The sequence below is a fragment of the Nostoc sp. NMS4 genome, from assembly GCF_017115095.1.
In the GTDB taxonomy this organism is placed as follows: Bacteria; Cyanobacteriota; Cyanobacteriia; order Cyanobacteriales; family Nostocaceae; genus Nostoc.
In genome coordinates, this window is record NZ_JABXKI010000306.1 from 1 (window position 1) to 13,279 (window position 13,279).

13 protein-coding genes are annotated in these 13,279 nt (G+C 44.2%); all 13 read right to left on the reverse strand.

The annotated features are described in order from the left end of the window. The coding region (locus tag HWQ37_RS28855; RefSeq protein WP_292753845.1) for a hypothetical protein at positions 1–454 on the reverse strand (454 nt) is incomplete at its 3' end. Between the two features lie 94 nt (positions 455–548). After that, positions 549–1,622 (reverse strand): glucose-1-phosphate thymidylyltransferase, encoded by a 1,074-nt coding sequence (locus HWQ37_RS28860; RefSeq protein ID WP_292753846.1) that lies wholly within the window; start codon positions 1,620–1,622, stop codon positions 549–551. Continuing rightward, the gene (rfbD, locus tag HWQ37_RS28865; RefSeq protein WP_292753847.1) at positions 1,619–2,521 is read right to left on the reverse strand and encodes a dTDP-4-dehydrorhamnose reductase; all 903 of its coding nucleotides are present in this window, start codon (positions 2,519–2,521) and stop codon (positions 1,619–1,621) included. The genes HWQ37_RS28860 and rfbD overlap by 4 nt, the downstream gene beginning before the upstream one ends. Then, on the reverse strand, positions 2,518–3,063 hold the full coding sequence (gene rfbC, locus HWQ37_RS28870; protein ID WP_292753848.1) for a dTDP-4-dehydrorhamnose 3,5-epimerase: 546 nt from the start codon (positions 3,061–3,063) through the stop codon (positions 2,518–2,520). Before rfbC ends, rfbD begins: the two co-directional genes overlap by 4 nt. 173 nt (positions 3,064–3,236) lie before the next feature. Beyond that, entirely contained in the window at positions 3,237–3,761 is a 525-nt protein-coding gene (locus HWQ37_RS28875; RefSeq protein ID WP_292753849.1) for a serine O-acetyltransferase, read from the reverse strand. Beyond that, positions 3,754–4,335 carry a serine O-acetyltransferase gene (locus HWQ37_RS28880; RefSeq protein WP_292753850.1) on the reverse strand — a complete coding sequence of 194 codons (582 nt, stop codon included), beginning with the start codon at positions 4,333–4,335 and terminating at the stop codon, positions 3,754–3,756. Before HWQ37_RS28880 ends, HWQ37_RS28875 begins: the two co-directional genes overlap by 8 nt. 58 nt (positions 4,336–4,393) lie before the next feature. Beyond that, entirely contained in the window at positions 4,394–5,413 is a 1,020-nt protein-coding gene (locus HWQ37_RS28885; protein ID WP_292753851.1) for a glycosyltransferase family 2 protein, read from the reverse strand. 1,012 nt (positions 5,414–6,425) lie between these two features. After that, positions 6,426–6,665: a hypothetical protein gene (locus HWQ37_RS28890; RefSeq protein WP_292753852.1), complete on the reverse strand. Its 240-nt coding sequence runs from the start codon at positions 6,663–6,665 to the stop codon at positions 6,426–6,428. 71 nt (positions 6,666–6,736) lie between these two features. Continuing rightward, the gene (locus HWQ37_RS28895; RefSeq protein ID WP_292753853.1) at positions 6,737–7,756 is read right to left on the reverse strand and encodes a beta-1,6-N-acetylglucosaminyltransferase; all 1,020 of its coding nucleotides are present in this window, start codon (positions 7,754–7,756) and stop codon (positions 6,737–6,739) included. Between the two features lie 198 nt (positions 7,757–7,954). Continuing rightward, positions 7,955–9,130, reverse strand: coding sequence for a glycosyltransferase (locus HWQ37_RS28900; RefSeq protein ID WP_292753854.1), 1,176 nt, complete (start codon positions 9,128–9,130; stop codon positions 7,955–7,957). A gap of 528 nt (positions 9,131–9,658) precedes the next feature. Then, on the reverse strand, positions 9,659–11,050 hold the full coding sequence (locus HWQ37_RS28905) for an O-antigen ligase domain-containing protein (RefSeq protein WP_292753855.1): 1,392 nt from the start codon (positions 11,048–11,050) through the stop codon (positions 9,659–9,661). Positions 11,051–11,380: 330 nt separating this feature from the next. After that, positions 11,381–12,193, reverse strand: a complete 813-nt coding sequence (locus HWQ37_RS28910; protein WP_292753856.1) for a 2OG-Fe(II) oxygenase — start codon at positions 12,191–12,193, stop codon at positions 11,381–11,383. Positions 12,194–12,304: 111 nt separating this feature from the next. Next, the coding region (locus HWQ37_RS28915; protein ID WP_292753857.1) for a hypothetical protein at positions 12,305–13,279 on the reverse strand (975 nt) is incomplete at its 5' end.

Genomic DNA, 13,279 nt, shown 5'->3' on the forward strand with positions numbered 1-13,279 from the left:
CCCCATTAACTGGTCCGAGAAGAAAAGGAGTATGCTTACAGGCTTGAATTAATTTAACGGGGTACCTGGGCGTCATGGGAGTTAGCACATGTACGATGTCATAATCTCCACGCAGAACGTTTTCCTTAAATTTATGGTATACATTCTGGTCGAATTCCATGTAAACTGGATAGGTTAATGCATGATATAAAGGCCAGTTGATTCGGTTTCTGTTTGTAATATTGGATACAATTTTGTGATATTTTTGGGTTAGTTTGCTTTCGTTTAGGTAGACAACATTTTTAGGCGCTGGGTGCTTTTCAAGAGCTTCTCTATTTCTTCCATGAGTAACAAGTGTTACGTCAACCAGTTGGCTAATTCCCTGGGAAAATTTATAGCCGACTAAAGGGACGGAGGCCCAATCCGGATTGCACTGTTCTACAATTAGTAAAATTTTTAATCTTTTGTGATTCATAAGTTTCGTTTGCTTGATCCATAACCTAATTTAGGCCTACATAAACTCCAAGATAGACAAGGATTAAATGTAGGCATAGAATCGTTTTGCTTACTTACGCTAACTCGATTTGACAGTCGTCACCAATGAGAAAACGTAAAGCCTTGGGACGTTGGGGTGCAACCTTAAGATGAGCTCGTTGTCCGATCACACTGTCCACAATTCGCTGCTGAATGCCCACAACTTTTGCCCCCTGTAGGATTACACTGTGTTCGAGGTCAGCATCAATTAGGGTGACTTGGTCAGCCACACTGCTATAAGGACCGACAAAGCAGTTTTCTAGGTAGCAGTCGCTGCCAATCGTAACTGGACCCCGAATGGTACAATTGACTACTTTTGACCTTGGACCAATTTGTACTCGCCCAATTACCTGGCTCTTCTCGTCAACTTCACCAAGCATGGCAGAGTTTAGACAGGTATCTAGAATAATCCGGTTGGCTTCTAGGAGGTCATCTTTCTTCCCTGTATCTAGCCACCAGCCTTTAAGTTGATAGGCTTCTACTTTTTTTTGCTGGTCAATCAGGTATTGAATCGCATCGGTAATTTCCAGTTCACCTCGAGGAGAGGGTTGAATACAAGAAATAGCGTGATGGATAACGTTGGAGAAGAGGTAAATTCCTACAAGTGCCAGATTAGAGGGAGGATCTTTGGGTTTTTCCACTAGCTGTAACACCCGCCCCTCCTCATCAACCTTAGCAACGCCAAAGGCACTGGGATTGGCAACCGGGCAAAGTAGTGTTAAAGCATCTAAATTCTTTGCTCTAAAACTTTCCAAGAATAGGTCTAGTTCGCTTTGAACGAGGTTATCCCCCAGATACATTACAAATGGTGAATCTCCAAGAAAAGGCTGGGCGACTTTAACGGCGTGAGCAAGACCTGCCGGCTTATCTTGAAGTATATAGGTGATTTTTGCCCCAAAGCGATCGCCATTTCCTGTCTTAGTTTTTACCTCCTCTCCGGTTTCAGGACTGATGATGATGCCAATATCCGTAACTCCTGCCGCGACGATTGCTTCAATCCCATACCAAAGAATAGGTTTGTTCGCGACGGGAACCAGTTGCTTGGCTCCAGTATAAGTAAGGGGACGCAGACGTGTCCCTTTTCCGCCCGAGAGAATAATTGCTTTCATAAAGTGTAAGAAGAGAATTCTACAAGCATGTGTCTCAGTCCTTGTCGCCAATGAGAGGGATGAGTTCCCAATACAGCCGAGATTTTCTTGCCAGAGAGCACCGAATAGACCGGTCGCTGAGCTGGTGTGGGATATTCAGGTGTTGTAATTGGCACGATACGCTGTACTTTTAAAGGATAGCCAAGCTGTTTTGCTTCCTCCAAGATGGCAACGGCAAAATCATACCAACTGGCAATGCCACTATTGGTGAAGTGATAGGTACCTGTAAGGGGGACGCTTGATAACGGCTCTTGGCTCAATTGGGACAGCAGAGTCGTGATTGCTTGGGCAATATCGCTTGCCCATGTTGGAGTACCTACCTGATCGGCAACCACACGGACTTCGTCACGCTCAGCGAAGAGCCTTAGCATGGTTTTGACGAAGTTACTCTTGCCGTGAGTGCCATAGACCCAGGCGGTTCTGAGAATAATGTGGCGATCGCTATGAAGCCGAATTCCCTCCTCTCCTGCTAGCTTAGACTGTCCGTAGACACAAATGGGGTTTGTGGCATCTTGCTCCGTGTACGGGGTATTTTTCCGACCATCAAAAACGTAATCTGTGGAAATATGAATCAGGGTTGCTCCAGTCCGCTCGGCTTCCTCCGCCATCATCGTCGGAGCAACAGCATTGATCGAATTTGCTAGTTCAGTTTCGGTCTCGGCTTTGTCAACAGCCGTGTAGGCTGCTGCATTGACAATTAGGTTGGGCTTGACTTCACCGATAACCTGACGAATGCTAGTCGATGAAGCTAAATCCATTGTCTTGCGGTCAATTCCAATCACCTCTCCCAATGGGAGCAGAGTCCGTTGCAGTTCCTGACCAACTTGTCCATTAACGCCTGTGAGTAAGATTCGTCTCATTGGAATACCTCAGCCGTCTTAAAGGGTTGACCAGCCTGGTCTTTAGCAGATACCACCGGGTCTCCTATGAGAGACCACTCGATTGCCAACTCCGGGTCATTCCAGTGCACGCACCGTTCGTGCTGAGGGGCATAGTAATCGGTAGTTTTGTACAACACTTCAGCCACCTCCGAGACGACACAAAAGCCGTGGGCAAACCCCACAGGGACCCAAAGCTGTCGCTTATTCTCTGCACTAAGTAGGCTACCAACCCATTGACCAAAAGTTGGAGAGCTTTTTCTCAGATCCACTGCTACATCAAACACAGCCCCAACAACTACGCGCACCAACTTACCCTGAGGATTTTGAATCTGATAGTACAAGCCTCGCAGAACGTTTTGGGTGGAACGCGAATGATTATCTTGGACGAAATGGGTTGCTACTCCAGCCTTTTCAATAAAGGCTTTTTCATTATAACTTTCATAGAAAAAACCCCGGTTGTCCTCAAATACTCGGGGTTCAATAATCAAGACATCAGCAATTTTAGTCTGAATAAGGTTCATTAATTTCTCCTGGTTACCACTAATTTCACTTTTTTTTGCTCTTCTAGCTAGTAATCTAGACAATTAATAATGCTTGAGAGATTTGAAGATGATTTGGGAGAATTAATGTATTCTTTATTGTGCAAACTTCGGTAAATGAATAGCAAAAAACTGTAACTTCATTGTTTTTGTTTTTACTTAGCATTATTCCCCGATTTTGAGGTGTTGATGATTTTTGCTGGTATTCCCACTGCCGTAGCTCCATCTGGCACGTCACAGATAACCACAGCATTTGCCCCAATCTTCGCCTGGTTCCCGATCCTCACTGGACGAATAATTTTTGCCCCAGCACCGATATCAACATGACCGCCTATTTTAACCCCTCCAACAATTGTTACCTGTTGCAAAATTAGGCAATTTGGTCCAATAGATGCATCTGGGTGAATCACTACGCCATTGGGATGAGTCAGCAGTAGTCCTCCTTCAATTTGGCAGTTTAAGGGGATATCAGCTGCCGTTACAACGCTCCAGAAGCGATGTTGTATGACGTTCCAATCACATAAAAAACACCCGATAATTCCACCGTGTGCCTTCCACCGTTGATAGTTACGGATAGATTTAAGGAGTTGGCGGCTAGGGTCCCACCATCGGCTGCATTTTTCGCGGCTCCAATCCGGCTCTGTGGCAGAAATGAGTGGAATAGTTACTGATTCAATCATTGTCTCCGGAATTTTTGGAGCTAATAATTTTGGCAGGAATGCCAACGGCTGTTTTTCCTGGAGGAATGTCGGATAGCACCACAGCGTTTGCACCAATGTTCACGTCATCTTCAATGGTGACATTGCCGAAGATTTTTGCCCCAGCCCCGACGTTGACGCGTTTTCCCAATTTTGGTGCATCGAATGGACGATCCAGGTAACGATTCCCCATTGTCACGCCTTGACGGATAATACAATCGTCGCCAATCGAACAATATCCATGAATGACAATGCCACTCTGATGTTCAATAACTACACGGCGACCGAGTTGAACTGTATAAGGCAATTCAATCCCATAGCTGTTTCGGACTTTGCGAAACAACGCTCGGTAGAGAATGCTCAAGGGCGCTCGAAGGAGTAAGGATTTGATCGTCATTCTCCAGACACCAAAGCGCTGAACGGCTACTGCCCGAAATCCAGGTTTAGTCCAATCTCGTCCATGAGCAATCCAGTCTTCTTGAATCTGTTGCCATAAACTCAGGGAAAAGATTTCTTGTTTGTTTACGCTTGATATAGTCTCCGGTTGTGTAACCATAATCTACTTCTGCGGCGCGAGAGTGTTTTCTATGAGAAAAATCAGAGCCTTGGCCATCCTAGCTCTGTCCTGGACAATTGGGAGGACTCGATAAACCACCCTTGAAGAACACACTGTTACGGAGGAAATCACTCAGGAATTGTGGTGGATCTCCATCTGGCTTACCTTGAATTACCCGGCGCAACCGCCACAAAGCAAAGCCAGAAGCCCACAATATATCCGCAAGCGCCGTGTACAGCCAACTATAGTTCTTGAGAAAGTACCGTCGCCTTGAATCAAACCAGTACTGTGGGAGGCGCTTAGGTGGTCGTTTGGTATCGGTCACGCCAGAGCTTTGCCCAACTAGGTGCACAACCCGACTTTGAGGGACGTACCAACAGCTCCAGCCAGCCTTTTTGGCTTGTAGGCAGAAGTCCATTTCTTCGTAATACATGAAATATTCTTCGTCCATTAAGCCAGCCGCCTCAAATACCTCTCGGCGGATAATCATGCTTGCCCCAGCCACCCAATCGGTTTGACAGGTTTCTTCGGAAATAGGGGGCGCAATGTCCCACTTTGTCAATAATTTTGATATCACTCCAAGACGCAAGCCGAAATCCAGTTCGCTGAACACTGTGTGAAAGCGAAAAGCTGAGTGCTGCGGAGTGCCATCCGGGTCTTCTAGGCGACTGCCAGCAATCCCCACCTCGGGATGTTCGTTCATAAAGTCCACTAACCCTCTTAAGGCACCGGGGCGAACGATTGTGTCTGGGTTGAGCAACAGAACGTAGGGAGGTGGATTCGTTGACTGTAGCACTGGGCGGATTGCCGCGTTGTTGCCGAAGGCAAATCCGCCATTGCGCTCTAACGGCTGAAACGAGACCCAGTTGCTCCAACCTTCGGTTTCAATTGCGGCTCCAATTTTTTCAACTGATTCATCACCAGAGGCATTGTCGGTAACGACAACACGGGTACCTGGTAGCTCACGCACTTCACTCACTAAGGAGCGCAAGCAGTCAATCGTTAGACCGGGCGTTCGGTAGTTAACAATTACTACGAGTAAACGGGTTAGGCTATCTGGCTGAGTTGCGTCAGACATAGATTGTTTTTCTGGCAGTTTCAGATTTCGTTAGATAAATCATTACTCAAGATGGGCAATCTCAATCCTACTCAGATTACTCTACTCAACTTTTTGTATTCTGAATCCTGTTTCGCCAGAAAGTACTGGAGGCTTTTACTCATGCTGCGACAGTAATAATGAGCTTTATTTTTCAGAGGACTTATATGGTATGGTCTAGCCAGTTGGCTACAACTGAATGGGCATCTCGGCGGCATTTTATAAATCCATGCCAGAAATTAGGCTACATGGCATCATGATAGTGGAGTATCCTGGTCGCTTTGAGTTTTTCTCCGATGTTCCATTGAGCAGGATCTGAACTGCAAATAGCATAGTTATGAGAGTGAGGCAATGCCTCCCCCTTTTTGCCACAGCTAGGGTCATCGCAATTCGTTCATGAAAAAAAAATCCTGCATTGCTGCGAAACGAGGTGGGATTCAATCGCTTGGAGCGTCGCTTGCAGAGAATGCTCTGCAAACCCTGTGGAACGGCGATAAGCAAAAACACCGCCGTTCCAGTAAAGACGGATTCGTGCCTCTTCCCTCTCCGTCCTAACCCAGGGAGGTCTTTAATGTCAATTCCTACCAAGTTGCAAAGTTCTTTCCCTTGGCACTCTGCGCTCTGTTCTCGACGCAGATTCTTGGGCTGATCCTGCCGTTAGTTACTTCCGGTCTGGAGAGAGCATTCCTGAGCGTTTCAGCTCAATCCTCAAGTTTAAATTCGGGTGTGCCCCACCCTATTTGTTTGTAGCAAGTCTTTTCCCATGTGTTTAGCTGCCTCAATCTCCACACCAAACACAACTTTCAATCCAATCGCTCTCACTTCAGGGGAGTCAGACTTGGCTTGAACAGCCTACGGGGAGAGCCTCCGAAAACTTGTTGTCATTTTGTCATAAAGGCGGCTAAAGTCGCAACTTGCTTTCATCCACCGTATTTATCTCGGTGGATGAAAGCTTCTAATGTGGAATGCACCCTCTAATGCTTTCTTGTAAGGTTCAGTCAGTCGCGTCTTTCAGTTCGGTGGTTCCATCCATTTTGTCTGGGGTACAAGCAAGAAAGTCTTCCTCTTCATTCAACAGCAGCTGGTCAGGTTCGCCCACAATCAATAAATCGGCATCCAGGTAGACGATGTTTTCGGAAGTGCTGCGCTTATAACTTGCCACCCCTACTAAAGGCTGATTCAGGTAGGGAAACCAAGAGTACTTGCTTTTGTAATGAAAACGAATATGTTTCACTGGGAGCTTGTCATAAGCTATTTTTGAAGGAAAATATTCTCATTTTTTTACTTCTCTCAACCTGACCCAAATTATTTAGCCTCTTGCAAGACTTTTTGATCGAGTAGGTCTAAAATCTCTGAATCCCTAGTGGCGTCGAATTTCCTCGCAAATAATTTTGGAGAGTTGACAAGTCTTTCAAAGTCGCATTTCTCAAAAACTCTTGGAAAACTTGGGTTAGGATTCTCCCAATCTATAAAGAATAAATTATCATTGACGACTCTGTCCTTAAGAGGAGAAGTTAAAAGAAGGGTTTGGAAAAACATTTCATCGGGACCATCGACGTACTTAAAATAATTAACGAATCCTCTATCTCTTTGGATAAAATCGTAAATATATTCTACACAATCTCGGGGGAAACACCAATATGCTGACCCTCGAAACGGTGTAAAGCCCTCGGGAAACTTGCGCTTAGTTGGAAATAGGGGAACCACTCTATCCCACAGAAATGACAACATCTGATACCAAAGTTTTGGGGAATTACAGTATCTGTTGTGAGAATTAAGGTTGAGTGTTCCCGGAAAAACAAAACGCAATTTTCCTAACCGAACATGCCAGTAGTTAATATTATCAGCTCCCCGGTTAATCCAACCCCTATCGGTTACCACTAAGTTATCCATGTAATCAAGGAATATTTTTCCTTCATTTTCTCGGAAAAAGTTTTTGATATAATGGTTAGATTTGATCGAGTAATCTTGTCCTGTTGAAAGAATTAACCAATCGAAATCAACTTTGCTTTCAATGACTTCTTTGATTCCTTGAAGGCTGGCTTGTGTATGTCCGAAATCGAACAGGTAAATGACTTGACGCTTGATAAAGTGAACGTTCGGGAGATGATTTAATTCCTTCTCGAATTTGTTGTAAATTTCCTGGTCTGTCTTTTGGTTAATATGAATGAAAAACGAAGTATTTTCGGTATTGCGTGATAAAATTAACCGGAGAAGTTGTTCTGGATATTGATGAGCCAAAATTAGGTAGGCTATTTTCATTTTTACTTTTAAGTTAACTGATAATTTTTTTGAGTCGATAAAAAGTTGAAAAAGAAGCAGCAAAAACTTTGTTCAATAGCTGCTTCCCTTGGTATAAGAGAGCTTTCTCTCTTCCTTGATGGCTATAGCAATCTTAAATGAGTTCCAAACGGGAGTCTCTCGAAATCCTGTTCTCTGTGGGGGTCGGATGTTCGCAAATTAAATAGGATTGCTATATAAGGATGGGTCAGACTCAATCCATCCACTCCATTCCTCAACGTTTTAGTTGTAGTGTCCGGAAGAAAGTCGATGCTCAAACAACCACTGTTGATTTGGGGGGGAATTATCCAGCCAGCGATTAATCATCTCAGCCCATTTAACCGGGATTTGCAACTGTTTCCAAGCTTCGTAAGAAGCTAAAGAAATACGTTCATAAAGCTCTGGATTGGAAATCAATTTTTCGACACAATCTGCCAAAGCCACGCTGTTAGCGGCTGGAAAAATCACCGAATTAATTCCATCCTTTAACTTATTTTGAAACATTGGATGATCTGAAGCGATGATTGGCGTTCGAGAGCAGAGCGCTTCATAAATAGTCATTGGGAAGCCTTCTGGATAGTCAGGGCGGCTAGGAATGATGACGAGGTCTGCCTCTCTCATTAAATGAACTATAGCCTGATTAGGTACTAATCCAAGAAACTCTACACAATTTTCAATGTTTAGCTGTTTAGCTTTGTTAATAAACTCTTCAGTTTCGCCCTTGCCCGCTACCTTGAGATTGATAGAGAAGTTTTTTTCTTTTAACTCTTTTAAAGCGTCTAAAACATCGCCAATTCCCTTCGATTCCGTAATCAAACCTACGTAAACTAAATTCCAAGTTTTTCCATCCGCTCGAAGCATTTTAGCGGGAAAAGAGTCTGGGGTAATAGTAGCAGGCCAGTCCCAAGGAATTATTTTGTCGGGGTTAATGCCGATTTCTAGTAGTGAAAGAGAAGAGTTAATCCCATGATTAAATACCCATTCGATTCGCTGATGATTTAAAAGTTTGGCTAGCCAGTAATTCCGTATTTTATTCTTGAATCCTTGAGTTTTGAAAGAATCAGCTAATATAGCAATGGTTGGAACTTTATTTTTGATAGCCCACCTAAAAATCCCAGGAATCGGTGTACGAACAATGAGATGAGTTGGGTTTTGTTTTTCGATCAACTCTATTAACGGTTTGATTGGGATTTTTTGATTAAATCCTGCTCCGATAGCCCGTACTCCATTGGAAAGAACTTCATCGTAACGTTCTTGGGTTAGACAACAAAGAACCGCTGCTTCTTCAATGGTTTTGCCGATTTCAGCAACAGCATCAACCGAATATTTTTGCGCGTAATAGGTTTCGCCTCCGCTTTTTGCCAATCGTTCAACGGCTTCCCGGTAATCCCCGGCATATTGAACCATCAATAAACGCATGGGTGCATCTCCTTTTTGTAAGTAATCATTAAGTTACTAATAAAATCCAAAAGTGAACCTAGTGTTTATTTCTGTTATGTTAAATTATGGATTAGTCTGACTATTTATTTTAGAAATTTTAGTTTTTAAATAGCGAAACAAATCTCAATCAAGAATTAATAGCCCAATAGCAAAGTGTTGTAACTATTTTCTTTTGAAGCAATTTAATATAGGTGTATTCAATGGTTTTTCTTATTCTTTTTCTAATTAACTATAACCTCATTTTGAGTTTTGGACAACTCTAAACCTTTGAATGAAAAATAATAATAAGGTTACTGGAAAGGATGTTCTCCTGCTCGAACTCTTGGCTGAACCATTTATGAATACAGCGCTGGGTGGAATTAATATTCGCTCTGCTTTCCAAGAGTCTGGAACTTATCAGGATTACGGCTACGACTTCTTGTATCGTCAGGCTCGGAAGTTTGTAGAATTCCAAATCCGCTTCTTCTGCTCAAGAGGCTGGCTTTGTTCCGGTCAATTCAGCTGGTTTTATCTCTGCTGCGCTAGGGTTCTCCGGGGGAGTGCTGCGCGAATACTTTTTGTTTTAGTAGTTTCTGGCTCTTTCAGCACAAGTCCTGCTAGTCCCCCATTGGCGAGAATAAAGACCGGACAAATCATGGCGTTCAAAGAACTATCCATCAGGTACAAAACCAAGACCAATGCCAACCCAGCGGCTGGTGCTACTTTACGATTAGACCAGGTGCTAGGGGGATAACATAAAAAGGCAAAACTCAAACTAGGCAGTAACAGCATGGTGGAGAACGTGAGCAAACCAACTATACCCTGTTGACCAAACACAATAATCCACAAGCTGTCGGTAACCGAGATATCTTTACCCGACGCATCATATATCCGGTTTCCTCCTCCATCCCCCCACCCAAACGCCATTTTCAGCTGTGCCTTTGATGACAGGAGTTTCTCATTCGCAATTCTAAATGCCAAGGATTGAGACCGATCATTTGTACTGCTCTCTGATGCGATTAAAAAGTCATTCACCTGAGGAATTTTATAAAGCTCTCCCGTCGCCCCCAGGTATAGATAGAGCGATATAACCGCACTTATCAGCAACATCGGCAAAGGCGTGCGCAACCATCGGGAGGTGAACCAGATACCAATTGCAATCGCTAGATAAAGGTAAGCACCAGTAGATTTGACTAATAGAAATGTTACAAATAATACTAAAACAAGCCAATTCACTGGATAATTCCAGAGTTTTTTGATAACTTTGGTTCTCCATAACACAATTCCCAGCAGCGTTGCCGTCATCATCCACATGCCCACCCAAAGACCGTGTTCTAAAAACACGGTTGGTCTGTATCCCCCATAACGCACTGTTTGACCAAAGTCTGCACGGGCATGGAAGCCGTAAACCCTCAAGTGTAGTGTCGGAGAGATGCGCATTTCCAGCAGGCATAATGGAACGTAGGCCATCCCCCCGGCGAAGATGCCAACTGCCAATTGGCGCAGTCCAGCTAGGTCATTAAAATAGATTCGACCTAGAAAATAGGGCACCCCCCAGTTTATAATTTGTGCAGTAGTCGGTGAGATTGGGCTTAGCCCATTCGCAAATTGTGCAGCGAGCGGGCAGAATAGGCACCAGATCAGCATCGGCAGATCGATCCAGCCGGGTTGAAACGAACTTAAGCGTTTAGACCCAAAGAGAATAGTTGCTACCAGAACGCAGTAGCTAAGCGCCGATATTTTTTCATACGGTGGGATGCCTTGTAAAAGATAATATCTGGCTCCAAAGCCTGGTTGTGGCAGGAAGAGATACCCCGCGACGAAGCTCACAACAACTGCCCGCTGAGCCGGAAATCGGTTAAACAGATAAAGAACGAGCGGAAGAAATCCGAATAGGGCAAGGGGGACAAAAGGAGTCATAGGCTTTGCGAGAGCGCGAACGGGAACAAAGTTTTCGGTAAATTAAGCAGGTGGGTCTTGCTTCAACGAAACACCGTTTGATGAACGGGTCGAGCTGATTGAGTTATAAGTTAAGTTTATTCAGTTGACTTCCGTCCACCTGCTCATCGTAGAGCCGCTAATAATTTATTAAAGCTCAGGAAAAATTGCATCTGCACCTCTTTCAAGGCGCAGATAGACTCTCTCAACTGAACCGGAAATAAGGGCAATTAATTGGGTCTTAGGTACAGAGTGTGGCAGGCGCTCAGCGAGATTTGTGAGGTTGGTATAGTCCTGACTTTTGCTAAGTTTCTACCGCTTTTTCAGAGAGTCTCGCACATCAAGCAAGATGGGAGGAACAAGCTTTTTGAGGAAAGTGTTGGCTGTCATCCCTGAGAATTTTTCCTTTATGTCCTCTCCAGGTCTAGCCTGAAATAGGGTTGAATGGTCTTCTCCCATAATCTCTTCAGCAGGGCGTCCATTGCTGTAGTAGTAAAGCGCCAATGACCTCCGTGTCCACCCCTCTGGACAAGTTAAGGGTTCGGGATGTCCATGATAGGAGAAGTCTGTTGTCGTGAACAGGACAAATCGGTTAAAGATAGGAAGAATCTTTTTCTCGCTCCGAGTCATAGCCGTATCCCATAGTTCTAGATAACCTCCATATTCCTCTTTCCAATCTTTGTTAAGGTACAGGAGAAGATTTAATCGGCGATCTAGGCGCATTTGGCTATGCCGATTAAAATCTGCATGAATTTTCAAGTAGCCGCCTCTTTCTATCTGATGGAGTCCACCGCCTACAAAGTGGGGATCGGGGATAATTCCATCAATACCTGTCAGAGTTTCTAGAAAATTAATGAAGGTTGAAGAGTTTAATTGGTAGAGGAGAAAGCGTGTGTTGTCTCCCATGTAGCGCTCATTTTTGTTCGCTAGCTTCTTTTCCGTCTTATTCTCAAACTTTTGCCAATCAATATCATCGGCTTTGGGAAACTCATTCAGGATGTTATCTAAGACCTCTTCCGGAAAAAAATTATCGATAACGATATGCGGAAATGGCTTAGCGTTGGCATATTCTTCCCGATGTTTAAGCGCCAATTCATTTAATTTATCGGCGTCAACACGAAACATCACACTTGAAGTCATATTCTTCTCCGAGAAGGTTTATAAAGTAAGAAGGGAGAACTCTCCGTGACTGAAATAACTTAGAAACATTCAGTTGAAAGAGTCGTAAACTCCTGACTATAAGGGCAAGCGAACGACAAACAGCAGGCATAGGACAATCTGACCGAACGTCCTGGGGAAAAGAGCTATGGATGTGCTTTGCTGGCTATAGAATAAGGTAAGACTAGCTGCAAAGACAAACATAGCTACAAGTCCATACCAGACAATCTTCTGTTTCTTTACTTGACGAATTATCTGGCTAAGGTTCTCGATAGAGCGCGCTAGGAAAAAGCTTACCGCTAAGACAGCTAGAGCTATCAGGCTATACCCGAACAAGTCCACCCCTGTACCTCCTGCCATGACTACCAAGTAGATCAGGAAGTAATGCACGGGAACGACTGCCAATGAAGCAATACCCCTCAGCGATAAAGCGTCTTGGCCAACTTTTAACCTGGGTTCTCCACATATTGCCAATGACCCGGCAAGACTGATCAAAATCACAGCAAAACTCACCACATAAAAACCTATACCCACTGTTCCCCAGCGAAAGAAGGATGCTCCACGTTGTAATAGGATTAGGCCTGCGATCGCTGGGAGTCCTCCAAGCACTAATAATCCAGACACGACTCGCCACCGATGGGTTTCTATGAAATCCCTGTAACGCATAGCCGCAACACCAATAATGTAGCCGGCAAATGGATAGGCCATCCAGGGGGAAAGCGGATAAGATACCCCTGGCGCATCTTTAGTGCCAAGTATCCAATTGAGTATTCCCCATGCTTGCGGTTCGTTTCCGAGAGAATGAATCAAAGGTCCCAGCAAGTAGCGCATGAGGGAAATCAAGACAAAACAGACAATGCTATAGGTTAGTGGGGATTTTGAGCTTCTAATGAATTCCATTACTAAACTCGAAAGAGCGATAAACCCAAGAAAATCTAGTCCCAGCCATCTTCCCTCGCTCCAGTGCATTAATAAATCGGCAAGAACTAGTATGATAAATTTGTTAAGGATTACAGACCAATGACTCGTCTTTTTCTTCCGACTCGACTGAAT